Here is a 24,249-nt window from a genome sequence, read left to right as displayed (position 1 = left end):
AAAGAAACGTGATACCTGCGGTATTTAGTGAGGCACTGATGCCAGCTGACCAGCATTGCTACGAATGGTGCGGATAAAGGGCGTGCCGTCACTACCGTGGTGAATATCTACTGGTACATTGTAGAGGGTATGAATCAATTCGCTATTGAGCACTTCAGAAGGTGTGCCAAATGCTTGGAGTGTTTGATTGGCTAAGACGATTAATTTATCTGCAAATTGTGCGGCCAGATTTAAATCATGCAAAACCACAATGCTAATCCAATTATTCGCCTTGGTTTGCTGGTGCAGGTGTTCCATCAGTTGCATTTGGTGCTGTAAATCGAGCGCACTGACTGGCTCATCTAACAGCATAATTTTTGGGGTGCGCAGTAACACTTGGGCAAAGAGCACTAGTTGTCGCTGACCGCCACTTAACGAATACACGGGGCGATCGGCAAGGTGAACAATGCCCAAGTCAGCTAAAGCAGATAAAGCAGCGGTTAGATCTTCATCATGAAGCCGCATTCCTAGGCTTGCAAGTCGGCCAAGCACCACCACTTCTAGTACGGTGAGGTCTAAATCTAACTGCGTATTTTGCGGCATATAGCCGAAGTGTTGTTGCCAATGTGTTAGGCGCTGGTCAGAAAGGCGTTTGCCTTGGAAGCGAATCTCGCCTTTATCGCTACTGAGTTCACCAAATAGAGATCGTAATAGGGTGGTTTTACCGGTGCCATTTGGCCCAATGATCACATTGAGTTCACCAGGAAATAGCGATAGCGAAAGGTCTTTGACAATGGCCTGTTTGCCAATCGATAACTGAAGTTGTTCAATTTCAAACACGTTTGCGACCTTTCCCTAGAATCAGCCAAATAAAGAATGGCACGCCAATAATTGCTGTCACGATCCCGATCGGGAAGAGTGCGCCGGGGATGATCGACTTCGAAATTACTGAGGAAATCGACAGCATGCACGACCCACAAAGTGCTGATAAAGGAATCAAAAAACGCTGATCTTCGCCAATTAGCATTCTGGCAATATGTGGTGCGACAAGGCCAATAAAGCCAATAATGCCGACAAAGCTAATTGCCGTTGCGGTCATGAGCGCCACTAGAATCAAGGTTTTAAGACGTAAACGCGTGACATTCACGCCCAGACTTTTTGCTCTTGCTTCACCTAGTCTTAAGCAGGTGAGTTTCCATGCATCGGTATAAGAAAAAATGGCGCATACAATCGTTACGATACTCGTGATCAGTAACGAGTCCCAGTTGGTACGCATTAAGCTACCAAATAGCCAAAACACAATTTGCTGATTTACTTCTGGGGAAGATAAAAACTGCAATAAGGAAAGCAGGGACTGAAATAAAAATAGCAAAGCAATGCCGGCCAAGATAATCGTCTGGCTACTGACATGCTTTAAGAGCGCTAATCCAAACAGTAAAAACGCCGCCAACATACAGCAAACAAAGGCACCAACGGGAATGGCAATGAGTGGTGATAACCCAAACCCGCCACTTACTAAGGCAAGCCCAGCCCCTAATCCCGCGGCAGCGGCGAGGCCAAGTGTAAATGGGCTGGCAAGTGGATTATCTAATAGCGTTTGCATTTGCACGCCACCTAACCCCAGTGCTGCACCAACGACCAGCGCCATGAGGGCGATTGGTAAACGCATGTCTAGCACAATCGCTTTATTCATGGGATCAGCGGCTTCTGGCGACCACAGCGTCTGTATGACTTCCTTTAATGGTAGCAACGAAGGTCCTGTTGCCACATCAAACAAAAAGCTAATACCAATTAGTACAACAACGAGAGCCAAAAAAATCCAGCGACGTTTTTCACGTAGCCGATGTTGGGTGAGCGCGGCTTTTAAAGCCAATGAATCAGACATAAAGACAGTTCGAAAAGGTGATTTTGAAGCGAAATTAGCTAAATAATAATTATACGCATTTACATTGAGGTGATTATCCTGATGAGCAAGGGGGGAAGTCAAGAAGAGGAACTCTTAGTTTGATAAAAGAAAATAATTTTCATTTCAAATTTGAACTTATACGAACAGAAGCAAGTCTAAGCGATGCTCATCTACTCTTTGTTAAGAAATGTAAATTCTGAATATGAGAATGGTTATTGCTTCTGTTTGTGTTTGTGAATCCTGTTGAATCTTTTGTAAATGAATAAATTGGAGATCTGAATGAAGAAAATTGCTTTCTTAGTTGCCGCCTTGCCACTGGCCGCTTCTGCCGCTGATTCATTGGTTGTTTATAGCGCACGTGCCGAGCAACTAACCAAGCCGATTTTTGAAGCCTATACCAAAGAAACAGGCGTCAATATTCGTTTTGTTGCCGATAAAGAAGGCCCGTTAATGGAAAGGCTAAAAGCAGAAGGTAGCAATTCAGAAGCCGATATTTTCATGACAGTAGACGCGGGTAACTTGTGGCAAGCCGATAATGCTGGATTATTCCAACCGTTTAAGTCCGCCACCATTACGCAAAATATTCCTGCCAACTTACGCGATCCAGAAAATGCATGGACAGGGTTATCGGTTCGTGCACGCACCATCTTTTTTAATAAAGACAAAGTGAAGCCAGAACAACTGTCTAGCTATGAAGACTTAGCTTCGGCGAAATGGAAAGGTAAGCTATGTTTACGTACCTCGAAAAAGGTATATAACCAATCTTTAGTGGCCACCTTAATTTCTGATATTGGCAAAGAGCAAACCGAAGCCGTCGTGAAAGGTTGGGTCAATAACCTAGCAGTTCCTGTCTTTGCAGACGATACCAAAATGTTGGAAGCGATTGCTGCAGGGCAATGTGAAGTCGGTATTGCCAATAGCTACTACTATGGCCGCTTGATGAAAGACAAGCCAACACTACCAATTGGCATTTTCTGGGCGAATCAATCTGGTAAAGGCGTGCATGTGAATGTGTCTGGCGCTGGCATTACTAAGTATTCCAAAAATGTCAAAGAAGCAACGCGTTTCTTGGAATGGCTAAGTTCTGAAAAAGCCCAACGCATGTTTGCCGATATAGATATGGAGTTTCCGGCCAACCCGAAAGTCGCGCCAAACGCTGCTGTTAGTGCTTGGGGCAAATTTAAACCAAACTTAATTAACGTAGCCATTGCTGGGCGTAAACAAGCCGAAGCCGTGATGTTAATGGATAGAATGGGCTACAAATAAGCCACTAATTGAGTGAAATGCGTTACTCCGCTTTCGTGTTTTAGGCGGAGTAACGATGAACAATATGCCGAATCAACGCCTTCGCTACGCCCTAACGAGTTTATTACTGCTGATCATCTTATTGCCGTTGATGATCATCCTCGGATCGCCTTCTCAGCTAAATGCAGAGATTTGGCAGCATCTTGCTGACTATTTGCTTTGGGATTTATTGCAAAATACCGTGGTGATGGTGGTGGGTGTTGCTGGGCTATCGTTGTTCATTGGCGTGCCATTAGCTTGGTGGGTGGCTCGGTATCAGTTTCCCGGGCGTCGCTTTTTTGCTTGGGCATTAATGTTGCCCTTGGCCATTCCCGCTTATGTACAAGCCATGGCGCTCATGGGTGTGTATGACTTTACTGGCCCCATCTACGCACTGTGCCAATTCCTAAAGTGGCCAACCGATTGGATTCCTCAAGTAAGGTCAATGAAAGGGCTAATTGTCTCCATGGCATTTGCCTTTTACCCTTATGTCTTTCTGCTAGCAAAAAATGCCTTTGAAAGTATGGGGCAGCAAGCGATCGAAATAGGTCAGTCGCTTGGAATCAGTCCTCAAAAAAGTGTTTGGCGGATTGCACTACCCCTAGCCAGACCATGGATCGCTGGGGGCGTCTTACTTGTGATGATGGAGTGTTTAGCAGACTTTGGTTCTGTCTCGGTTTTTAATATCGATACCTTCACTACCGCCATTTATAAATCTTGGTTTTCCTTTTTCTCCTTGGAAACGGCTCGGCAGCTTGCAAGCCTCTTAATCTTGCTAGTATTTCTCTTGTTGTTACTCGATTTATATGTGCACCAACGCAAAGCCTATCACCATACTAAATCGCGGCCGTCTATTCGGGTAAAACATGCACACAGCGGATTAGTGACACTGGCTTGTTCTATGGTGTTTGGATTCGCCTTTGTGGTGCCATTTACGCAATTACTTGTCTGGAGTGGGTCTGTCTGGGCGGAAGAGGTTTCGTTAGCACTCCTTGCGCTCGCTGCGAGATCAGCTGGATTGTCTTTCATGGCTGCAGTGTTAATTGCCTTATTTGCGTTGCTCTTTTCTGTGCTGATTCAGCCGTTAAAGCGGCAAGCGCTTTTTGCTAAATTGGCCTCTTTGGGTTATGCCATGCCGGGTTCAATTCTGGCAGTTGGTGTTTTTATTCCGATCGCTTGGTTTGATCAGCAAATGGTGAGCCTATTTCAGCTAGATTCACACGCCAGCGTATTAAAAGGCACATTAGTGGTGATGTTGTGGGCGTATTTGGTGCGTTTCTATGGCGTTGCTCATACTGCCATTGGTAATGGCATGCGGCGAATATCCCCCAACCATGATGCAGCAGCAAGAGGGCTTGGACTATCGACGATTTCACGTCTGTTTCGGGTCTATCTCCCCATGCTAAAAGGGAGTTTCTTTACCGCGATCTTGATGGTGTTTGTCGATGTGATGAAGGAAATGCCGATCACCCTGATGACGAGACCATTTGGGTGGGACACCTTATCTACCCGTATATTTGCGATGACCTCTGAAGGTATGTGGGAAATGGCCGCCCCATCTGCAGTGTTACTCATCGTCGTTGGGCTAATTCCCGTCATCCTGATTGCCAAACAAGCTAGTCCACATCACGCATCGGTGAAAGAAACATGAGTTATCTTGTAGTGAATGATTTATCTCACGCCTTTGAAACAAAAAGCGTATTGCAATCGCTTTCTTTTACCTTAGAAAAGGGAGAGATTGCCAGCTTACTTGGCTTTTCTGGTAGTGGAAAAACCACGGCGCTACGTTGTATCGCCGGTTTTGAAACACCTCAGTTGGGGGCAATTTCTTTAAACCAGCAACCCTTATTGGCAAAGGGCGTGTGTGTGCCTGCCCATGAACGCCATATCGGGATGGTGTTTCAAGATTACGCCTTATTTCCCCATTTGAACGTATTTGAAAATATTGGCTTTGGTCTTCCCAAAAAAGAGAGGAATCGAAGCACCAAAATACAAGAAATACTCGAATTAGTTGGGCTGCCAACCTTAGGCAAGCGCTACCCGCACGAATTATCTGGCGGACAACAACAGCGAGTCGCATTAGCAAGGGCATTGGTGATGCAACCGGCAATGCTCTTACTCGACGAGCCATTTTCTAGTCTCGATGTTTCATTGCGTAGCCGATTAGCAGAAGAAGTTAGGGCGATTATCAAGTCTTTAAACATGACCGCTATTTTAGTCACGCATGATCAGTCTGAGGCGTTTGCCTTTTCTGATCAGGTGGGGGTGCTTCATGAAGGGAAATTGCAGCAGTTCGCCTCACCTTATGAGGTCTATCACCAGCCGGCTAATCGCTTTACTGCCGATTTCATTGGAGAAAGTAGTTGGCTAAAAGGGGCGTTGCTAAGCGAGGATGTTCTTCAAACGGAAGCCGGCAAAGTGAAGCTGAGTTCCCCTTGCTCGCCAGTAGATGCAGCTACTTTTGATGTCTTGATTCGCCCTGATGATGTGGTTGAAGACGCTTCCTCCACACTACAAGCAATCATTGAGTCGGCTCAGTTTAGGGGCGCTGAATGGATGTACCAATTAAGGTTAGCTTCTGGTGCATCGCTCAAGGCATTACTACCAAGCTATCAGCGCTATGCGGTAGGGACGAAAATCGGTGTGCGGCTAATCGCGCCGAGTGTCGTGGCATTTCCCCATTCGACCAATTAATCAGGATCATGACAAACAAAGCATAGCTTGTTTCCTTCGGTATCTCTCACATAAGCACCATAATAGTTGGCATGGTAGTGTGGGCGTAAACCCGGTGCGCCTTCATCTTTTCCACCATTTGCTAGTGCCGTTTGATAGACCATATCAACGGTGGCTCTGTCTTTTGCGGTTAGCGCAAACATTTGTCCATTGCCCGGCTGATGTGCCTCACTATTAAACGGTATACCAATAATAAACAAAGGGCGTGGGTCCGGGGCGGATTGCCATCCAGCCCACGGTTTATCCGCTTCACAAAACCGTTCTGTCACCCCTAAAACCTGCATGATCGCCCGATAAAACGGGAGTGCCCGAGGAAAATTTGCGACACCAATATAGACATGGGAAAGCATCGGATGGCCTTTGTTCAAGTCGTCATGCGAATTACTTTAGCAGGTCTTTACTGAATTGGTGCCGATTTGTACTTTGCTAATACTGCTTCAATGGCGCCGATGCGGCTGAGATGAGGATGGTGACGTAAGGTTTCTGCGATCTCTATTTCTGCCTGCCAATCACTTCCCGCTTTTTTGATTAGCTTTCGGTAACGAGCGTCTTCATCGGGCTGATATTTTTGGTGGTTTTCCCAGCGCCGTTTCGAAATATTGAGTAATCGGCGCAGGCGACGAAAGGGAAGAGACAATATAAAACTGAGGGGTGTGGTCACGGGGGGGATGAAATCAATTTAATAGGCTAAATTTTAACATGTTAATAATCTGTGAGTAACATAAATGTGATGCATGTTGATGAAAAGCGAGTGGCTTTACAATTTCTTAACTACTGATTGCAAATAAAATAACCATTTGTAATCAGTTGAGGAATAGCAAGCCCCACATCAATACCGTATTGGTATAATTGCTCTTCCAATAAAAAACCATCTCTTGCTTGTAAGGTTGAGGCAATCGCTTGATCTTGTTGATCCAAAATATCCATCGAATAGCCCTGTCTTAATAACAAAACAATTCGCTGACTTTTCCCGTCTTCAAAGACTTTTACTTTCATTCCTCTGCCTTTAATAAATCAAACAATCCATGAGAATCTATAAATGAAATAGAGTTCCCAAATTGTATACATTCGACAGTTTTATCGAATGCAAAGCATGCTAAAAGTAACGGGAATGATAATCAAGTCGCATTGCAACAATTTACTATTGCAATGCGACTGAAAAATACTGGTTATGCTGCCGCTAAATCTTCTGCAATCGCATGGAAGTCGAGTGACAAGAAATCATCTTGCACGCCTTCGCCAAACTCAAGAATGGTGTCGTCTTCTGGATCATGAAACCAATTTAGCGTAATGCGGTTTCTAGAGGATGCAGAGTCATTTAACATGCCAAACAATGTGTACAACATTTTGGTGGCCGCACTATTGAAGTAAGTTAGGCGGAAATCAAAAATAATATGTTGATGATCGGTATAGCTTAGGTAATGATTTAATTGCGCCAAAATCGGCAGAAAGAAATCATTCGCATTCTCAGGATATGCTTCACCAGTCATCGATAAATGATGACGGCTAAATTGAAAATTCACTTCTGGGCTATGGCTTGTACGGGCTAAATAATAATCATGCATGTTAATTATCCTTTATTTACTGGGCGTTTCTTCCCAATTTGCTGACATTCTTTAATGGTTAAATGACTGCTTTTAAATAGAAGTAAGCTAGTTCTTCATGCGTCGGCACTTCTACTAGTCGATACTCAATTGGTTCAGAGGCGTCACGGGCAACGGTCAAAAAGCCAAGACCAGCCCCTTTACTTACCTTGTCTTCTTCGTGATGCATTTCATTTTTTAGTTGGGTGCGATACGCCGCTTTAATTTCGTCTAAGGTCATTGAACGAAGTGGCTCAACCTTTTCACGAATACGGTCTGCGTATTTACTTTCTACCAAGTTGCCACATACAACGTAGAACTTATCGCCATCTTTACCAACGGCGACCGAGCCGATTTTTTCGCCTTCTACGTCAGGATTGTTTGGCGAATAAAACAGCGCGTTTTGCACCATTTCGATAAAGCTAGAAAATAGTTTTCTAGCTTTTGTCTGCGTGCCTTCTTCTTGTGCCAATCGCTGTTTTAAGGTGTCGCTCATTGTGTTAATCACGTTTTGAGACAGTGCACCGTTGTAATAGAACAAAACCCCGTTGAATTCGGCGTTATTGCGAAAAGCACTAAATAGATCTAACTGCATAACCACACTCTCTGCGTAATCAGTTGTGACGGAATCCAAAGAAGCTCACGTCATCACGACGGCGCTGATTACCTTGGTATTCGTAGTAATTGCGAAGCACTGCTTCACATTGGTCTTCCATCGATTTCACGCGATGTTTCAATAGCAACTGCATTAAGCGCTTTTTACCAAATGCAATTTTCTTTAAACCACCAATTTGATCGATAATGCCGTCAGTGGTCAGATAGATCATGTCGCCTTTAGAAAGCGCAACGGTTTTATTGGTCCATGCGTAATCTAGTGGGGTATCGGTGTAGCCAACGCCTTTTTTGTCACCATCCACCACTACAAAGTCTGCTTCCCCAGAAGGCAAGCAGAACAACGGTGTTTTTGCCCCAGCAAATACCATTTTGTTATTGGCTTGATCTACCCAGATAAATGCGGCGTCCATGCCATCATCCGAACGCTCGTGTTGTTCTGGATGAATAGGCACTACGTTGTCTTCACTAATTTGACCAAGCGCAGTTTTTACCTTGCGGTTAATTAGGCCAAGCGCACCCGCTGGATCAGTACGGTTATTGTCTTGCAACAAGTGATCCATGAACGCAGCCATAATCAAGGTCATGAATGCACCCGGCACGCCGTGGCCGGTACAATCCATTAGCGCCATGAAAAAGCCATCATTGAATTTCTTGCAGAAGAAGTAATCGCCACCTACTTTGTCCCGTGGCTCCCAGTGCATGAAATAGTCTTTCAACATAGAAGCTAGATCATCACGTGAAGAACGCATAAAGGATTTCTGAATCACAGAAGCGTAGTTAATACTTTCCATCACCAAGCGGTTTTTCTCCGCTTGCAAGAAACTCACTACTTTGACTAGGTCTTCGCCGGTGCCAATCCCTAGGTATTGGTTTTCTGGGTTCACAATAATGAAACCGTCGTTCAATGTTTTGCCGCCACTTTCAATTACCTTGAAAGAAACGTCTTGAATACTCATGGTTTCTGGCACGACAAGCGGCTGCTTATCCATAAAGGCAATACAGCTTTTACGACCATATAAATCGCGGCGAAATGGTTTCGCCATTTCATCATTGAAAATGCCACGGTTAATAAGGCCAATCGCAAAGCCATTTTCTAATACAGGCAAGCCAATCACTTCAGGGTGTCTTGCTAGCACATCCAATACTTCAAAGCAGGTATGTTGTGGCGTTACTGTTGGACTATCGCGCATTAGGCTACGCGCAATGTACTCAGATTCAATTTCACTTAATCCGGCAGTAGATTCTTTTACAGCCTGCATGTTCAGCATGGTGTTTCCTTCGATGAAATAAGCAACCGACGACTCGGTCAGTAACAATGGCGCTTAGGATACGAAGAAAACGTGACGATAAGATGGCGGAAAAATTACGTAGAGATTACACCTGTGCGATTTGAAAATGCTTTACGAATCAATCTGTTATGCAAATGTAATTTTTTGAATAGCCAAAAAAGGGTTACATCATGTGAGTGGAGAGAAGAATGCAGACGATCCTTGATGAGAGAAGTACGCCCAGCCAATATACAAAAAGGAAGGGCGTTTTCACCAGGGGATTACTTCGGCATCCCTTTCTGCCGATCAAACGCTGTGGGTTTGAATTGGTTCAGAGCTATCCATTGCGAGCTTATCTGTTGGTTCAGCGTGCGCTTGGGTTTTGCATATTCACAGCGGTTGAGCAGGATTTTGCCGCTAGTGTAGTCGATGGTGCCGGAATAGCCATCCTGCTCGCAGGCTTTGTCTTTGCCATATTTTGCCTTGGCGGCAACTAGTTTATTGAGCATGGTTGTATCACCATTGCCATAGTAGGAAGGGGCAACTAAATAGGTAGAGGTCCAGGCGACGACTTTGATCGGCCGTTTCGCCGTGTTAGGCATCAGTATGAATTCATCTGCTGCACGTATGCTTTCTGTCCACATGTCCTGACGAACATGAAGTAGCCCCTTGGTCCATGATAGCTGGACACCAGTCATTTTTACAGAGTCGATGGCATAGAGTATCTTCGAACTCCTGCCAATTGGCTCCCATTTTGTCTTTAATTGCTGCCAAAATACTAAAATTCTTTCATGTGGGTCTTTGGCGGTTAGTTGGTGTCTCCCTTCTGGGACAAACCATTTTTTAGGTGTCAGAATCGCAGCGGCTAACTTGCTACCGTTGGCGAGTGTAGTGAGACTAAATGCTTCAACACCCATGTTTTTTGGGATGAGTGGCTGTAGCGTAGATGGCAGCTCGCCGATTTGATTGGGAGGTGTAAACGTTTCGCAAGCGACGACGGGAACAAGAGGTAAGGCTAGCAAAGTACCGATCAGCACTCGTTGGATAGCGGATAAAGAAAGCATGTTCGTACCAAGCACATGTAAAGCATCATTTTACATAATTATTATGCCATTGGTATTTTTTGTGTGTGGGAATAGCCCACTTTCTTACGTGGTGGCTGTCGCGCGAGGGTTAGTGGCACTTACTAACCCTCGCGAGCGAAAAAAGTTACTTCGGTAATCCTTTTTGCTGATCAAAAGGCACCGGTTTGAACTGCGTTAGTTCAATGACTTGCACGCTAGATTGGTTGGATACACTACGTTTTGGTTTTGCATATTCACAGCGATTAATATCTACTTTTCCTGTGGCATAGTTAATGGTGCCAGCATAACCATTTTTTTCGCACACTTTATCTTCACCATATTTTGCCTTAGCAGCATCTAGCTTATTGAACATGGCTTCATCCCCGTTGCCACAACAAGCTGGATCATCTAAAGCCGTAGAGGTCCATGCTGAAATGTTGATCTGTTTCTTCGCTGGATTAGGTTGCAGAATGAATTGGTCAGCGGTTAGGGCGCTATTGGCCGCCATATCTTGACGGACTCGCAATTGTCCTTTTGTCCAAGCTAATTGCAAATTGGTTTCGCCAGCCGTATCGATCGAATACAGCATCTGTGAATTTCGCCCAACTTGTTCCCATTGTGTTTCTAATTGTTGCCAAACTACTAAAACACGCTCAAGTGGGTCGTTGGCGGCTAACTCATCCATCCCACAAGGCACAAACCATTTTTTCGGGGTCAAAATAGCCGCGGCCATTTTGCTGCCGTTTGCGAGCGTGGTCAGGCTAACTTGTTCAACCCCCATGTTTTGAGGAACTTTTGATTTGAGCGAGGCAGGCAAACTGCCAATTTGATTTTTAGGCGTATCCGTTTGTTCGCAGGCCATTGCTGGTGCAAGGTGTAAGGCGAATAGGGCGCCAATAAATACTCGGCGAATAGAGTAGATAGAAAACATGTTTATACCAAATGCATGAAAAGTGCGCATTATACGCAAACAGATATGCATTTGGTATTTTTATTTGTTACTGATAATCAGGCTGCTTTTCGGGCGATGCCTCGATAAACGCACTGATTGCCAAACAATTCGATTCAATGCGCGTTAGCGTTGGGTAGGCGGATAAATCCACTTTGAAACGTCTTGCGTTGTATAACTGTGGGATCAGGCAGATATCTGCAAATGTTGGTTGGTCACCATGGCAAAAATCTCCGCTAGCTGGGTGGTTGGCTAGTTGTGATTCAAGCGCGTTCAAACCGTGCATTACCCAATGTTGATACCAAGTATTTTTTGCGTCTTCCGCTATGCCTAGCGTGCCTGTTAGGTACTGCAATACGCGCAGGTTATTAATTGGATGAATGTCACATGCAATGGTCAGCGCAATGCTTCTGACAAATGCGCGATCATGGCTATGGACAGGCAGTAGTGGTGGGTTAGGGTAGCGCTCTTCTAGGTATTCTAAAATAGCGAGTGATTGCGTAATCGCACCCTCTTCTGTCACCAGCGTCGGGACAGTTTGGTTCGGGTTTATCTTGCTGTATTCCGCTTGTTTTTGCTCCCCGCCATGATTGAGCAAATGAACAAAATGGGGCGTTGGTGAAACCCCTTTTAGCGCACAAGCAATGCGAACACGGTAAGCGGCAGATGAGCGAAAGTACGTATAGAGTTCCACAGTAGATCCTTTGTGACTAACCCTAACTAGTGCCCTCCCTTTGAGAAGGGTACTAGTAAATCCCATCATCTACGAAGAAGATTGGAGGGTAAGCTGTTAGTTAAGCGTCTTTAAACTCTTTTTCGTGCAAGAACGCAGCATGTTTCGGTGCGCGTTTGGTTTGCGACCATTCTTCCAGCATCGCCCACTTGACTGAATTCAATTGTTTTAATTGCTCAACTTCATGCTCATCCGGGCAAGCTAGTTCTAAGCGGTGGCCATTTGGATCGAAAAAATAGATCGAGTGGAAAATGCCATGATCGGTCACACCTAATACTTTTACGTCGTTGGCTTCTAAGTGTGCTTTATACGCCAGCAAGGTTTCACGGTCTTTCACTTTAAACGCGATATGCTGTACCCAATTTGGCGTATTAGGGTCTCTGCCCATTTCGGGCTTCGTTGGCAGTTCGAAAAAGGCGAGTACATTGCCGTTCCCTGCATCCATAAAGATATGCATGTAAGGGTCTGGTTCTTTTGTCGAAGGTACAAGGTCTTCTGCAATCGCCAACACAAAATCCATTTTTAGCATTTTCTGATACCAAAGTACGGTTTCCTTGGCATCTTTGCAGCGGTAAGCAACGTGATGGATACGGTCAATTTGCAAGGTGCTCATGATGCGATCTCCTTATGCTGCGCCTAACACGCCACGACGGACTTGGTCGCGTTCGATGGATTCAAACAAGGCTTTAAAGTTACCTTCACCAAAACCTTCATCGCCTTTGCGCTGGATAAACTCAAAAAACACTGGGCCGAGCAAGGTTTCAGAGAAAATTTGGAGTAATAATCGCTTACTTCCATTTTCTGTTGTGCCATCTAATAAAATGCCGCGCATCTGCAATTCAGCAGGGTTTTCGCCATGCCCAGGCAGACGTCCTTCTAGCATTTCATAGTAGGTAGCAGGGGGGGCGGTCATAAACGGGACGCCTGCTTTTTTCATACTGTCCCAACTAGCGAGTAGATCGTCTGTTAGCAAGGCAATATGCTGAATACCTTCACCATTAAATTGCATCAGGTATTCTTGAATTTGCCCTTTACCATTGCCGCCTTCTTCGTTTAGCGGGATACGAATCAGTCCATCTGGTGCCGTCATCGCGCGAGAGGTGAGTCCCGTGTATTCGCCTTTAATATCAAAGTAGCGAATCTCACGAAAATTAAAGATGCGCTCGTAGAAATCGCCCCAGAACTTCATCCGGCCGTTGTAAACATTGTGGGTGAGGTGGTCAATTACCCGGAAACCATGACCTTTCGGGTGGCGATCAACGCCTTCGATAAACTCGAAGTCGATATCGTAGATAGACTTACCATCTTCAAAACGGTCAATCAGATAAAGTGGCGCCCCGCCAATGCCCTTGATCGCCGGTAGTTTCAGCTCCATCGGGCCGGTCGGGATATCAATCGGCTGCGCACCTAGTTCAAGTGCTCTTTGATAAGCATGGTGGCTATCTTTGACGCGAAAAGCCATGCCACAAGCAGATGGACCATGTTCTGCAGAAAAGTAGCCTGCTACGCTACGTGGTTCACGGTTGACGATAAAGTTGATATCGCCTTGACGGTATAAATCTACGTCTTTTGATCGATGGTGTGCCACTTTGGTAAAGCCGAGTGTTTCCAGAATCGGCTCGATCACCCCAGGGGTAGGCGAGGCAAACTCAACAAATTCAAAGCCCATTAGGCTCATTGGGTTGTCAAATAAATCAGCCATGATGTGTTCCTCTTTTCTCTGCCTTTTGTAAAGGCGTTTTTTATGTTGATTGCGCAATAACGATTTACTTCGTTTTCTCATCTCACCGGGTAGGTGGTGCGCAAGGTATGCCTCGTTTACTAGCAGCCAAGTGCTGGCCAAAGATCAGCACTTGGCAACTCGGTGTGGTGTAAGGTCGGTGGTTCATGTTGCGCCTTGATTCAATAGAAATTGCAATGGGGGTCAAGGGCGGGGGATAACACGAACCACCTGTTCAATCGCACCAAAAAGGCTATGACCATCTTCATCAAACATTTCAATGCGAATGGTGTCACCGGCTTGCAAATAAGGGGTAACTGGTTTGCCCGTTTCAATGGTTTCTAGCATGCGTTTTTCGACAATACAGGCTGAACCGCTGCTTCTGTCTACATTTGAAATCGTGCCAGAGCCCACAATCGAGCCTGCCTCTAATTCTCGGGTTTTCGCTACGTGTGCAATCAGGTCGGCAAAGTTAAAGACCATGTCCGTGCCGCAATCGGGTTGCCCGAATAATTCGTTTCGCACATGTACAGATAGAGGTAAGGTCACGCGGCTATCTTGCCAGTGTGTCCCGAGTTCATCCGGTGTAATGGCAACAGGCGAGAATGCGGTTGCCGGTTTCGATTGAAAAAAGCCAAAACCCTTGGCTAACTCTGCGGGGATGAGGTTACGTAGTGTGACGTCGTTTACCAGCATGAGTAAACGAATATGGCTAGCCGCTTGTTCAGTGGTACTACCCATTGGCACGTCGCCAGTAATGACCGCCACTTCGCCTTCTAGATCCACACCCCATTCGGTATTGAATACATCAATCGACGCGGTTGGTGGTACAAAACTATCCGATCCACCTTGGTACATCAGTGGGTCGTGCCAGAACTCTGGTGGCATGTCGGCGCCACGGGCTTTACGAACGAGTTCGACATGATTGACATACGCAGAGCCATCCGCCCATTGGTAAGCTCTTGGTAGGGGGGAGTGGCAATCGGCAGGATGAAAAGCAAAGGCGTTGTCTACTTTGCCGCTATTTAATGCTTCATATAAATCAGCTAGTGGCGTGGCAACTTCATCCCAATGATCCATCGCGTATTGCATCGTGGCGGCAATATTATTGGCGAGCACTGCAGATTGTAGATCTTTCGAGACGACAACCAGCGTGCCGTCACGGCCGCCATTTTTTAGGGTGGCAAGTTTCATGGTGTTGTCCTCTTTTCTGTGTGTCGGCTAGGCTAGTTGCTAGCTCGGATTACTTCAGAAAATCATACAAGTAGCTGCTTGATATGTGCTTTTAAAATGTTTCTCATTTTCAATATAGTAAGAAATTATCTAAATAAAAATGGATAACTGGCGCAATAAAATAGCTTTGCTATCGAAGTATTTGTAAAGAGGGTAGGATGACGGATATATAACGTGATATGCTTTTGGAATTGACAACGGCATGGGTGGTGATGAAATGGATGGAACTTACTTACTGGCAATCATTTTTGCCGCATTGCTCCTCACCGTTTGTGTGCGCTGGGTGTTAAATCGCCGATCATCGAAACGTTTTTTTAATCACATTCAACTGCAAATTGAAAAAGCGGTGACTATCCAAGCCCGAGAGTTAGGTAAAACCACCAATCTCGGCTACTGGGAGCATATGGCTTCTTTAGAGCAGCACCAATTAGAAGACGATAAGATTGCTGAGTTGCAAAAGCAACTTCGTTCACGCCGTAAGCAAAAGTAATCAACCGCTTCGCTTAAACGTAAATCTGTTCGAATTGCTAGTAATTCTCATTTGAATGCGCTAGTCTAGTTTTAGAATCGATTGCTAAAGGTATTTGTGGTGGCTATTGCAAAACGCTCGCTATCGGAAGCGAAATACCTCATTGTTGAAAGTATGCCAGAGGCTAGGCAAACCCTAGTCAATGCCTTAACTACGCTTGGCATCACTAAGGTCGAGCATGTCGGACGTTCTGACGATGCACTGCAGCGCATCAGTAATGGTCAATACGATGTCGTGTTGTGTGAGCTTACTATCAATCATCGATATGATGGTTTGTATCTATTAGATGAACTTCGAACGAAGCAATTAATCAAGCCATCGATGGTGTTTATGATGGTGTCTGCAGAGGCGAGTAGTCGCCTTGTGGTTTCTGCCGCCGAATTATCCCCAGATGAATATCTATTAAAGCCTTTCTCTGCAGAAGCATTGCGCTTGCGGATTGAGCGTGCCTTTTACAAGAAGCAGCATTTTCGTCTCGTAGACGAAGCCATTGCGAAAAAAGACTATGCCAAAGCGCTCGCTTTATGTGATATCCGAATCAAAGATAGCGATCTTTTTTCCGGCGAGTTTCTCAAGTTAAAAGCGAGATTATATTTTCAAATGGGCGACGCCAAATTAGCGGGTGAAATTTACCGCATGATCTTGGCAAAAAAACCATTGCCTTGGGCGCAGATTGGTTTAGGTAAGGCACTTTTCTTGCAAGGCTTGCCAGAAAAGGCACAGCACGTGTTTGAAGAGGTGATTGCGAGTTATCCCTTTGCAATGGAAGCTTATGATGGCTTAGCCAATTGCATGATCGCAAGAAATGATACCTTAGGCGCACAAGCGCTTTTACAAAAAGCACTGAATTTGTCTCCTGCCATGATTGTTCGGCTACGACAGTTTGGCGCGGTGGCTAGAAGCAATGAAGACTGGGAGCGTGTTGCGTTTGCCTATGCATCCTCCATCGACCTAGGGCAGTTTACCTTTCATCATCATCCCTTAGATTATGCTCAGCTAAGTCATGCGCAACTTGCACAAGGTGACTACCACGCAGCAGAGCAGAGTATGTTAAAGCTTGCGAAAGTCTTTGATACGCCGGAATCAAAATTACTTTATAAGGTGGCGCAAGGCCGGATTACATTCGGGCGAGGCGAACTTAGAAAAGCAAACCAATGGATTGACGAGGCGATTTCGCAAGTAAAGCAATCTAAAGAACGCGTTAGTGAAACCGTGGTGATTGAATTGGCCGGTGCATGTTATGCGACAGATCGCCAAGAAGAGGCGGGGGCGCTAATTGAGGAGGTCTTACTTAACCACGCAGATCGCACAGAAGTAATGATGCATGTGGAGTTGATGTTTCGATCGATTGGGCATGAAGAGCATGGTAAAGCACTCATTGTGAAACATCGCTCTGCCATTGAGGAAATGAATCGCTTTGCTGCTTTCATGAAAGAAAAGGGTGATTTAGAAGGTGCCGTTTTGCACTTTTTGGCAGCGGTTGGCGACCGCCCGCATAATGTCACCATCTTGCTCAATGCAATTAATGCCTTACTTGCCTTTGTCGAAAACAATGGTTGGCATGAAAACTACTTGTCGATTGCCAAAGAGTATTTAGGGCGGATTGAAAAAATATCCCCATCAAATAGCCGCTATTTGCAATTTCTTGCGCAATATCGTCAGCTGTTAAATACCAAAGCCAATGAGACGGCCAGTGGATCGGCCGCCGTTTCGATGAAGCCGCTAAGTGCTAAACCAACTGTGCAAGAGCGTGTTTAGTTTTCTTGTAAAGCGGTTAGGTTTTCAAACAATGTTAACGCTTCTGGGTTCGCGAGTGAATCGGTGTTTTTAACCGCTAGCCCATGAATCACGTTGCGTACCGCTAGTTCAACAATCTTTCCGCTAATTGTTCTTGGTAAGTCACTCACTTCAATGAGTTTGGCGGGGACATGGCGTGGGCTCGCTCCAGACCGGATTTGCTGGCAGATCCGTTTGCGTAAGGTATCATCTAAATGCTGACCGGGTTGCATCCGCACAAATAAAATCACCCGTTCATCGCCATCCCATTGTTGGCCAACCGCCATCGATTCCATGACTTCTGGGAAGGTTTCAACTTGTCGGTAAATTTCGGCGGTACCAATTCGGACGCCGCCTGGGTTTAGCACCGTGTCTGACCGTCCGTAAATGATGAGGCCGTCTTCTTCGGTTAATTCTGCATAGTCACCATGACACCAAATATTGGGGAAGCGATCGAAGTAGGCGTGTTGATATTTACTGCCGTCTTGATCATTCCAAAAGCCGATGGGCATGGAAGGAAAAGGTTTGGTACATACTAACTCCCCTTTTTCTCCTTTGATCGGCTGGCCATCATCATTCCAGATTTCTACCGCCATGCCTAAGCCTCTGCACTGCAATGCAGATCGATAAACAGGCAAGATCGGGTTCCCCAATGCAAAGCAAGACAAGATGTCTGTGCCACCAGACATCGAGCTTAAACGCACATCGGATTTGATGTGGTGATACACAAAATCGTAACTCTCTGGTAGCAGAGGGGAGCCTGTTGAACAAATAGCCTTAAGTGCATGGAGCGGGTAATGCTCGCGAGGTTGATAACCAGACTTTTCTAGCGCAGATAGATATTTTGCACTGGTGCCAAAAGTAGTAAAGCCAACACGTTCTGCATACTGCCAAAGTACATCTGCAGATGGGTAAAAAGGTGAGCCATCATAAAGCGCTAATGTTGCGCCGGTAGCTAAACCGGTTACCAGCCAATTCCACATCATCCAACCGCAGGTGGTGAAGAAAAAGAGCGTGTCATTTGGCTTTAGATCGCCATGTAGCAGATGTTCTTTTAAGTGCTGAATCAGTGTGCCACCCACCGAGTGGACGATGCACTTTGGTACGCCCGTTGTACCGGAGGAATACATGATAAAAAGCGGATCATTAAATGCGCAGGGGGTAAATGCCAATGCGGGCGTTTCGCCTTGCAAAAGGTCGTTCCATTGCTGCGTTTGTTGAGTAGGCGCTGTTTCTACGCCAAGTGCAGCAGTACCCACGTAAGGAACGAGGATGAGATGCGATACGCTGGGTAATGCGTGACTGATCACGCTGACTTTGTCCAAGCAATCGATGGTTTTGCCATTGTAGTAATAGCCATCAACGGCAAATAGTACTTTAGGTGAGATTTGGCTAAATCGATCGAGCACCCCTTGTGTACCAAAGTCGGGAGAGCAAGAAGACCATACTGCGCCCAAGCTTGTCGTGGCTAACATCGCGATGATCGTTTCTGGAAGGTTCGGTAAAAACCCCGCGACACGATCCCCTTTAGTCACCCCGACTGCTCGCAGTTGATTCGCCACTTTGGCGACGGCGTCAAACAGTTCTGCATACGAGAGGCAACGCTGAACGCGATCTTCCCCTTGAAAATGCAGTGCAGTTTTATTTTCTTTACAGCGTAGCAAATGTTCCGCGTAATTTAATTGGCTACCCTCAAACCAGCTTGCACCAGGCATTTGTTGTGCATTGGAGAGGACCGTTTGATATGGGGTGCTTGCATTGATATTTGCGTATTGCCAGAAGGACTCCCAAAAGTCCGCCGTGTGACTGACGGACCAATCATAAAGCGCGGTATAGGTTGGTAGCGATAATTGCCGATGCTGATTCACCCATTCACGAAATTGGGTGAGGTTGCTATTTGCAATGGCCGTAGGCGATGGAGTCCAAAGTGGCGTATTCATATCTTCCTCTTTTTTGCCAAATTATTGTTTCGGCTTAATTTATTCTAGTCCTTTATCCAATCGATATGGCTAGACTGTAGAGAGAAATCATACGCGGATTGGTGGCGAATCCGATGGCAAAATGAATTGCTTTAGAAGTCTAAAGAGATGATTTTCTGCTAAATCTTCATGAATCACGCAATCGGATTGCGTGATTCATGAAGATTAAAATTGATGGACTAAGCAATCGGTGTCAGCGTGCTTGGGCAAACCAGTTTCTTTTTCTTTAGATGATACATTTCTAGATCTTCGCGGATAAAGAAAGGCGTTTCCCATGGGTTTTTCTCGATAAACCCTTGCCGCACATGCTCAAAGAGTGCGGTGCCTTTTGGAATCAGAGAGGCTTCGCTTTCTATAATGGTGTAATTCCATTCGATTGCACGTTCAAATGTAAACGAGGCGCGTTCATCCATCACAAAGTAACAATGGGTATCGCGCTTTAGCAATTTTGATTTAAATGTTTCAGGGAAGGTGATGAGGAAAATATCATCAGCTTCGCTAGACAAAAATGCCAAGACGGTCGTGTGAGGTTGCTGTTTAGCTACCGTAATCAGGACGCCGACTTTATTCATGTGATCTTTATCTGCAAAGACGGGTAAATCTCGCAAGCTTGTCCACGGTACTGGTATCTCAGTACGATCGTCATCCGGGTATTCATAGCCAACCGCCTGATAATTAATCACCGCTCTAAATCCATGTAGCAGCATTAATTCGCGTGGTTCGACAATCGCCCAGTCGCCTTCTGCCCAAAGCACTCTTCCTTTGTATGACCCACGATACACGCGAATATCTGAATCAAATTCGTCCACCCCAGAGCGATTATCTAGGTGAATCGTCGTGAGATCGCCCACTTGGAAATCATGGCCACGGGGGAAAAATAGCTTTAATCGATGATCTGATTCGGGGAAAACACAACAAATGTGAATAACCATGGCATCACATCGATAAGCGGCCATGACGCCGAGTACCTGCTTGCCTAAATAAGTAGTGATGTCCATTTGCGGCTTTCTTTATCGATTCAAAACAAGACTATTGTAAGCAGAGTCGCCCCCTTTCGGGTTCAGAATATTTGAAGAGTTTGATGGATTTTTCAGCAGTACGATTGACAAGATTAGACGGGGTTATTCAATAACCTTTTTTTATAGGATATGAAAAATACTTGATTGGTTGTTATAGAAAGCCTGTGTTTTAATCAGTCAGTTTTTAGCTGACCAAATGGTTGAATTGGTTGGTTAATCGAAATTTGTTCCGTTTGATATGGGGAGAGAGAACCTATGAAATTGACGCAAAAATTAATCTGTGCCGCATTAGTATCTGCATTTGCAGTTTCTGCTGGCGCAGCCGTGGTACCTGCTGGCGTGAAACTCGCCGCGAAACAAGAACTAACCCGTAATAATGGCTCCGAACCAGAATCGCTAGACCCTGCATTGGCAGAATCGGTTGGTGCAAACAATATTGCGCGCGATTTGTTTGAAGGGCTAACCGCCAATGATGCCGACGGTAGAATCGTACCGGGCGTTGCAGAAAGCTGGAAACAAACCGATCCAACGACATGGGTATTCAAGCTACGTAAAAATGCGATGTGGTCGAATGGTACACCCGTCACCGCAGACGACTTTGTCTACGGATGGCAGCGTTTCTTAGATCCAAAAACCGCCTCTCCATACGCTTCTACTTACGGCATTTTTATTCAAAATGGCTTAGCGATTACCGAAGGCAAGAAGGCGCCTTCTGAATTAGGCATTAAAGCATTAGACAAATACACATTAGAAATCAAAACGGAAGGCCCAGTAGGCTTTATGGCCGACCTAGTGTCTAACACACAGCTTGGCCCAGTGAATAAAGCTGCGATCGAGAAATTTGGTAAAGACTGGACAAAACCAGGTAACTTGGTGGGTAACGGTGCATTTGTTCTAAAAGACTGGCAAGTAAACAGCAAGATCATCTTGGAAAAGAGCCCGAAATACTGGGATGCCAAAACCGTTGTACTAAAGAAAGTGACTTATCTTCCGGTTGAAGATGGTAATACCGATGTAAAGCTATTCCAATCTGGTGAGAATGATTGGGTGTATCAGTTGCCTCCTGGTACTTATGACCAGTTGAAGTCGCAATACCCGAAAGATATTCGCAACGCGCCAATGCTTGGCTTGCGTTATTACTCTTACAACAATACTGATCCGCTATTTAAAGATATTCGCGTGCGTAAAGCGCTATCGATGGTGATCGACCGAGACATCTTGGCGGCGAAAGTCACGGCAGATGGCCAAGTACCTACCTACGGTGTGGTAGTGAAGGGAACTGCTGGTGCGGATGTGACTGCCTACGATTGGGCAAAATGGCCAATGGCAAAACGCGTAGAAGAAGCGCGTAAGCTGCTAGCGCAAGCGGGTGTAAAACCGGGAACTAAAGTCAAATTTGCGTATAACACCAGTGAATATCACAAAAAAATGGCGATCTTTGCTGCTTCTGAATGGAAGACCAAATTAGGTTTAGATACCGAAATGGAAAACATGGAATTCAAAGTATTGCTGAAAAAGCGTCACGATGGCGACTTCCAAATTGCACGTAATGGTTGGGTGGCGGATTACAACGATGTCACTACATTCTTAACCTTAGTGCAGTGTGATTCTGATCAGAACGACAACAAGAACTGCAATAAGAAGGGTGATGAACTCATCAAGCAAGCCTCTAGCCAACTAGATCCGGCTAAGCGCAAAGTGCTAATGACTCAAGCCGCCAAAATCATCATGGATGACTACCCAATGCTGCCGCTGTTGCAGTACACCGTACCGCGGTTGGTGAAATCGTACGTGGGTGGTTATAGCCAGAAGAACTCAATGGACAGATTCCGTAATAAGGACTTGTACATTATTCAGCATTAATTGCTGTTTGATCGCCATCTAGCTGTTTCCCCCGGCTAGTGGCGATCGCTTTCTTAGGTTTTCCTCGGCCAACCAGCGATGAAGCATTGTCGCCTTGGTTGGCTAAGGTCTGTTGCTGATTGGGTAATGGTGATTGCCATTGCCCCACATGAAGGAACGTCTAGTCATGTGGACCTATACACTTCGTCGATTTTTATCGACGCTCCCTACCTTATTGGCCGTGATCACGGTCTGTTATTTGCTACTACACCTGACGCCTGGTGGCCCATTTGATTCTGAAAGAAAGGTCTCTGCTGCCGTCTTGGCAAATTTGCAGGCCAAATATCATCTGGATATGCCGATCTGGAAGCAATATCTCTATTACCTCTGGAATTTGCTGCATGGCGATTTGGGCGCTTCGTTCCGATACGCGGACTGGTCAGTTAATGATCTCGTTGCACGAGCCTTACCAGTTTCCTTGGCTGTTGGTGGTATTTCGATGCTGATTTCTATCGTGATTGGCATTGCGCTTGGCATCATTGCTGCGCTTCGCCAAAACAGCATCGTCGATTACTTTGTGATGCTGTTAGGGAATATTGGCAGCGCCTTCCCATCATTTGTGATTGGTCCTGTGCTCATTATGCTGTTTGCGCTGTGGATGAAGTGGTTTCCTGCCGGTGGTTGGGATGAGTTTAATTATCGCTATATGGTGCTTCCGATTGCGTTACTCACCTTTATTAACGTCTCTACCATTGGTCGTATTATGCGAGGTAGCTTAATCGAGGTACTCAACACGAACTTCATCCGTACCGCCAGAGCAAAGGGTTTGCCGCTTAGAACCATCGTGTTTCGTCATGCATTGAGACCTGCCTTGTTACCGGTTGTGTCGGTCATTGGCCCATTAGCGATTGATTCGATTACCGCTGCTATTGTCACCGAATCGGTCTTTTCATTGCCAGGGCTTGGAAAGCTAATAGTGAATGGTGCATCTAACCGTGACTACACTCTCGTGTTAGGTCTGGTGGTCTTGGTGACCGTGCTTGCTGTCTTGTTAAACCTATTGGTTGATTTGGCGTATGCCTTACTCGACCCGAAAATTCGATATTAAGAGAGGGCGTCATGCAGTCTAAAAATAACGCACTCGAAGCCACATTAACCCACGCGGCAAACGAAGCGGTTGCTGGGCGTAGCCTATGGAAAGATGCGCGAATTCGCTTTTTCCGAAATAAAGCAGCGGTGCTTAGTTTAATCTTCTTGGTGCTGATTGCGCTTGCCTGTGCTTTTGGCCCCATGGTCTTACCGCATACTTATGAAGATACCGATTGGAACGCAATGTCTGTTGCGCCCACCCTTCAAGATTGGCATTTGTTTGGTACAGATGAACTAGGGCGCGATTTATTGGTGAGAACGCTCATCGGCGGTCGTATTTCTTTGGTCATCGGTTTACTCGCTACCTTGGCATCTGTCACCGTAGGGATTCTTTGGGGAGCAACTGCCGGATTTATGGGCGGCAAAGTAGATAGCTTAATGATGCGAATCGTTGATATGTTGTATGCGATTCCCTATTTGCTGATTGCCATCCTGATGGTGACTATCTTTGGCCGTGATTTCTACTTGGTGGTCTTAACCATCTCGGTCTTCTCTTGGATGAATATGGCAAGGGTGGTACGCGGCCAAACGCTATCCATTCGTTCAAAAGAATATATCGAAGCAGCCAGAGCCATTGGGGTGCCTACATGGCGAATTATCTTGCAGCATATTGTGCCTAACCTTTTAGGTATCGTCGTGATTTATACCACGGTGACCATTCCTGGCGTGATTTTGACGGAGTCTGTTCTCTCTTTCCTCGGTTTAGGCGTACAAGAGCCGATGACTAGCTGGGGGGTGCTGATTGAAGATGGCACCAGTGTCATGGAAGCCACGCCGTGGTTGATTTTGTTTCCAGGTGCTGCACTCTCTATTACCCTTTATTGCGCCAACTATATTGGTGACGGTCTGCGCGACGCGTTAGATCCAAAAGACCGCTAGGAGAGGATC

25 protein-coding genes are annotated in these 24,249 nt (G+C 45.7%); 8 read left to right on the top strand and 17 right to left on the bottom strand.

From position 1 onward, the window contains the following. Positions 1–24 precede the first annotated feature (24 nt). Both LIN78_RS03945 and LIN78_RS03940 read right to left on the bottom strand, forming a co-directional pair. Positions 25–819, bottom strand: coding sequence for an ABC transporter ATP-binding protein (locus LIN78_RS03945; protein WP_227178712.1), 795 nt, complete (start codon positions 817–819; stop codon positions 25–27). Further along, entirely contained in the window at positions 812–1,864 is a 1,053-nt protein-coding gene (locus tag LIN78_RS03940; RefSeq protein ID WP_227178710.1) for a FecCD family ABC transporter permease, read from the bottom strand. Before LIN78_RS03940 ends, LIN78_RS03945 begins: the two co-directional genes overlap by 8 nt. Positions 1,865–2,164: 300 nt before the next feature. Here LIN78_RS03940 and LIN78_RS03935 point away from each other — a divergent pair, with 300 nt between their 5' ends. The 3 genes from LIN78_RS03935 to LIN78_RS03925 are packed head-to-tail and all read left to right on the top strand — an operon-like array spanning position 2,165 to position 5,863. Further along, on the top strand, positions 2,165–3,151 hold the full coding sequence (locus tag LIN78_RS03935) for an extracellular solute-binding protein (RefSeq protein WP_227178708.1): 987 nt from the start codon (positions 2,165–2,167) through the stop codon (positions 3,149–3,151). 55 nt (positions 3,152–3,206) lie between these two features. Continuing rightward, the gene (locus LIN78_RS03930) at positions 3,207–4,820 is read left to right on the top strand and encodes an ABC transporter permease (RefSeq protein WP_227178706.1); all 1,614 of its coding nucleotides are present in this window, start codon (positions 3,207–3,209) and stop codon (positions 4,818–4,820) included. After that, positions 4,817–5,863, top strand: coding sequence for an ABC transporter ATP-binding protein (locus tag LIN78_RS03925; protein ID WP_227178705.1), 1,047 nt, complete (start codon positions 4,817–4,819; stop codon positions 5,861–5,863). The genes LIN78_RS03930 and LIN78_RS03925 overlap by 4 nt, the downstream gene beginning before the upstream one ends. Here the strand turns inward: LIN78_RS03925 and LIN78_RS03920 are convergent. The 12 genes from LIN78_RS03920 to LIN78_RS03865 all read right to left on the bottom strand — a co-directional run bounded on the left by LIN78_RS03920 (position 5,860) and on the right by LIN78_RS03865 (position 15,028). Next, on the bottom strand, positions 5,860–6,252 hold the full coding sequence (locus LIN78_RS03920; protein WP_227178703.1) for a VOC family protein: 393 nt from the start codon (positions 6,250–6,252) through the stop codon (positions 5,860–5,862). The genes LIN78_RS03925 and LIN78_RS03920 overlap by 4 nt on opposite strands. A gap of 47 nt (positions 6,253–6,299) precedes the next feature. Then, on the bottom strand, positions 6,300–6,563 hold the full coding sequence (locus LIN78_RS03915) for a hypothetical protein (RefSeq protein WP_227178701.1): 264 nt from the start codon (positions 6,561–6,563) through the stop codon (positions 6,300–6,302). Positions 6,564–6,673: 110 nt separating this feature from the next. Further along, positions 6,674–6,898, bottom strand: a complete 225-nt coding sequence (locus tag LIN78_RS03910; protein WP_227178699.1) for a hypothetical protein — start codon at positions 6,896–6,898, stop codon at positions 6,674–6,676. Between the two features lie 173 nt (positions 6,899–7,071). After that, positions 7,072–7,467, bottom strand: coding sequence for a DUF1987 domain-containing protein (locus LIN78_RS03905; RefSeq protein ID WP_227178697.1), 396 nt, complete (start codon positions 7,465–7,467; stop codon positions 7,072–7,074). Between the two features lie 58 nt (positions 7,468–7,525). Then, on the bottom strand, positions 7,526–8,080 hold the full coding sequence (locus tag LIN78_RS03900) for a SiaB family protein kinase (protein ID WP_227178695.1): 555 nt from the start codon (positions 8,078–8,080) through the stop codon (positions 7,526–7,528). Between the two features lie 19 nt (positions 8,081–8,099). Then, positions 8,100–9,368 (bottom strand): SpoIIE family protein phosphatase, encoded by a 1,269-nt coding sequence (locus LIN78_RS03895; RefSeq protein WP_227178693.1) that lies wholly within the window; start codon positions 9,366–9,368, stop codon positions 8,100–8,102. Between the two features lie 281 nt (positions 9,369–9,649). Continuing rightward, on the bottom strand, positions 9,650–10,432 hold the full coding sequence (locus tag LIN78_RS03890) for a hypothetical protein (protein ID WP_227178691.1): 783 nt from the start codon (positions 10,430–10,432) through the stop codon (positions 9,650–9,652). 145 nt (positions 10,433–10,577) lie between these two features. Next, the gene (locus LIN78_RS03885) at positions 10,578–11,363 is read right to left on the bottom strand and encodes a hypothetical protein (protein ID WP_227178689.1); all 786 of its coding nucleotides are present in this window, start codon (positions 11,361–11,363) and stop codon (positions 10,578–10,580) included. Between the two features lie 67 nt (positions 11,364–11,430). Continuing rightward, positions 11,431–12,075 carry a maleylacetoacetate isomerase gene (maiA, locus tag LIN78_RS03880; protein WP_227178687.1) on the bottom strand — a complete coding sequence of 215 codons (645 nt, stop codon included), beginning with the start codon at positions 12,073–12,075 and terminating at the stop codon, positions 11,431–11,433. Positions 12,076–12,175: 100 nt separating this feature from the next. Then, on the bottom strand, positions 12,176–12,727 hold the full coding sequence (locus LIN78_RS03875; protein WP_227178685.1) for a VOC family protein: 552 nt from the start codon (positions 12,725–12,727) through the stop codon (positions 12,176–12,178). A 12-nt stretch (positions 12,728–12,739) separates the two neighbouring features. Then, positions 12,740–13,816 (bottom strand): 4-hydroxyphenylpyruvate dioxygenase, encoded by a 1,077-nt coding sequence (hppD, locus tag LIN78_RS03870; protein WP_227178683.1) that lies wholly within the window; start codon positions 13,814–13,816, stop codon positions 12,740–12,742. Positions 13,817–14,038: 222 nt separating this feature from the next. Then, complete coding sequence (locus LIN78_RS03865) at positions 14,039–15,028, bottom strand: fumarylacetoacetate hydrolase family protein (protein ID WP_227178681.1); 990 nt, start codon at positions 15,026–15,028, stop codon at positions 14,039–14,041. A 241-nt stretch (positions 15,029–15,269) separates the two neighbouring features. On the opposite strand from LIN78_RS03865, the gene LIN78_RS03860 reads away from it, so the two are divergent. Next, positions 15,270–15,557, top strand: coding sequence for a hypothetical protein (locus LIN78_RS03860; protein ID WP_227178678.1), 288 nt, complete (start codon positions 15,270–15,272; stop codon positions 15,555–15,557). 99 nt (positions 15,558–15,656) lie between these two features. Next, positions 15,657–17,354, top strand: coding sequence for a response regulator (locus LIN78_RS03855; protein ID WP_227178676.1), 1,698 nt, complete (start codon positions 15,657–15,659; stop codon positions 17,352–17,354). Here LIN78_RS03855 and LIN78_RS03850 read toward each other — a convergent pair. Both LIN78_RS03850 and LIN78_RS03845 read right to left on the bottom strand, forming a co-directional pair. Then, positions 17,351–19,312: an acetoacetate--CoA ligase gene (locus tag LIN78_RS03850; RefSeq protein ID WP_227178674.1), complete on the bottom strand. Its 1,962-nt coding sequence runs from the start codon at positions 19,310–19,312 to the stop codon at positions 17,351–17,353. The genes LIN78_RS03855 and LIN78_RS03850 overlap by 4 nt on opposite strands. Before the next feature lie 218 nt (positions 19,313–19,530). Continuing rightward, positions 19,531–20,349 (bottom strand): hypothetical protein, encoded by an 819-nt coding sequence (locus LIN78_RS03845; protein WP_227178671.1) that lies wholly within the window; start codon positions 20,347–20,349, stop codon positions 19,531–19,533. Between the two features lie 276 nt (positions 20,350–20,625). Between LIN78_RS03845 and LIN78_RS03840 the strand changes: the two genes are divergently transcribed. Beyond that, the gene (locus LIN78_RS03840) at positions 20,626–22,233 is read left to right on the top strand and encodes a peptide ABC transporter substrate-binding protein (RefSeq protein WP_227178669.1); all 1,608 of its coding nucleotides are present in this window, start codon (positions 20,626–20,628) and stop codon (positions 22,231–22,233) included. Here LIN78_RS03840 and LIN78_RS03835 read toward each other — a convergent pair. Beyond that, the gene (locus tag LIN78_RS03835) at positions 22,220–22,381 is read right to left on the bottom strand and encodes a hypothetical protein (protein WP_227178667.1); all 162 of its coding nucleotides are present in this window, start codon (positions 22,379–22,381) and stop codon (positions 22,220–22,222) included. The two genes, LIN78_RS03840 and LIN78_RS03835, sit on opposite strands and share 14 nt — an antisense overlap. An 18-nt stretch (positions 22,382–22,399) precedes the next feature. Between LIN78_RS03835 and oppB the strand changes: the two genes are divergently transcribed. Together oppB and LIN78_RS03825 are read left to right on the top strand one after the other, a co-directional pair. Next, complete coding sequence (gene oppB, locus LIN78_RS03830; RefSeq protein ID WP_227178665.1) at positions 22,400–23,320, top strand: oligopeptide ABC transporter permease OppB; 921 nt, start codon at positions 22,400–22,402, stop codon at positions 23,318–23,320. An 11-nt stretch (positions 23,321–23,331) separates the two neighbouring features. Beyond that, complete coding sequence (locus LIN78_RS03825) at positions 23,332–24,240, top strand: ABC transporter permease subunit (RefSeq protein WP_227178663.1); 909 nt, start codon at positions 23,332–23,334, stop codon at positions 24,238–24,240. Positions 24,241–24,249 lie beyond the last annotated feature (9 nt).

The organism is Leeia speluncae, assembly GCF_020564625.1.
Lineage (GTDB): Bacteria > Pseudomonadota > Gammaproteobacteria > Burkholderiales > Leeiaceae > Leeia > Leeia speluncae.
The sequence above is the reverse complement of the archived record's forward strand: the minus strand, read 5'-3'. Positions and strand labels throughout refer to the sequence as shown.

Excerpts from the sequence above, each read along its gene's own strand:
- LIN78_RS03940 (WP_227178710.1), bottom strand. The coding sequence starts at position 1,864 with ATGTCTGATTCATTGGCTTTAAAAGCCGCGCTCACCCAACATCGGCTA.
- LIN78_RS03935 (WP_227178708.1), top strand. The coding sequence starts at position 2,165 with ATGAAGAAAATTGCTTTCTTAGTTGCCGCCTTGCCACTGGCCGCTTCT.
- LIN78_RS03930 (WP_227178706.1), top strand. The coding sequence starts at position 3,207 with ATGAACAATATGCCGAATCAACGCCTTCGCTACGCCCTAACGAGTTTA.
- LIN78_RS03925 (WP_227178705.1), top strand. The coding sequence starts at position 4,817 with ATGAGTTATCTTGTAGTGAATGATTTATCTCACGCCTTTGAAACAAAA.
- LIN78_RS03920 (WP_227178703.1), bottom strand. The coding sequence starts at position 6,252 with ATGCTTTCCCATGTCTATATTGGTGTCGCAAATTTTCCTCGGGCACTC.
- LIN78_RS03910 (WP_227178699.1), bottom strand. The coding sequence starts at position 6,898 with ATGAAAGTAAAAGTCTTTGAAGACGGGAAAAGTCAGCGAATTGTTTTG.
- LIN78_RS03905 (WP_227178697.1), bottom strand. The coding sequence starts at position 7,467 with ATGCATGATTATTATTTAGCCCGTACAAGCCATAGCCCAGAAGTGAAT.
- LIN78_RS03900 (WP_227178695.1), bottom strand. The coding sequence starts at position 8,080 with ATGCAGTTAGATCTATTTAGTGCTTTTCGCAATAACGCCGAATTCAAC.
- LIN78_RS03895 (WP_227178693.1), bottom strand. The coding sequence starts at position 9,368 with ATGCTGAACATGCAGGCTGTAAAAGAATCTACTGCCGGATTAAGTGAA.
- LIN78_RS03890 (WP_227178691.1), bottom strand. The coding sequence starts at position 10,432 with ATGCTTTCTTTATCCGCTATCCAACGAGTGCTGATCGGTACTTTGCTA.
- LIN78_RS03885 (WP_227178689.1), bottom strand. The coding sequence starts at position 11,363 with ATGTTTTCTATCTACTCTATTCGCCGAGTATTTATTGGCGCCCTATTC.
- LIN78_RS03875 (WP_227178685.1), bottom strand. The coding sequence starts at position 12,727 with ATGAGCACCTTGCAAATTGACCGTATCCATCACGTTGCTTACCGCTGC.
- hppD (WP_227178683.1), bottom strand. The coding sequence starts at position 13,816 with ATGGCTGATTTATTTGACAACCCAATGAGCCTAATGGGCTTTGAATTT.
- LIN78_RS03865 (WP_227178681.1), bottom strand. The coding sequence starts at position 15,028 with ATGAAACTTGCCACCCTAAAAAATGGCGGCCGTGACGGCACGCTGGTT.
- LIN78_RS03860 (WP_227178678.1), top strand. The coding sequence starts at position 15,270 with ATGGGTGGTGATGAAATGGATGGAACTTACTTACTGGCAATCATTTTT.
- LIN78_RS03850 (WP_227178674.1), bottom strand. The coding sequence starts at position 19,312 with ATGAATACGCCACTTTGGACTCCATCGCCTACGGCCATTGCAAATAGC.
- LIN78_RS03845 (WP_227178671.1), bottom strand. The coding sequence starts at position 20,349 with ATGGACATCACTACTTATTTAGGCAAGCAGGTACTCGGCGTCATGGCC.
- LIN78_RS03840 (WP_227178669.1), top strand. The coding sequence starts at position 20,626 with ATGAAATTGACGCAAAAATTAATCTGTGCCGCATTAGTATCTGCATTT.
- oppB (WP_227178665.1), top strand. The coding sequence starts at position 22,400 with ATGTGGACCTATACACTTCGTCGATTTTTATCGACGCTCCCTACCTTA.
- LIN78_RS03825 (WP_227178663.1), top strand. The coding sequence starts at position 23,332 with ATGCAGTCTAAAAATAACGCACTCGAAGCCACATTAACCCACGCGGCA.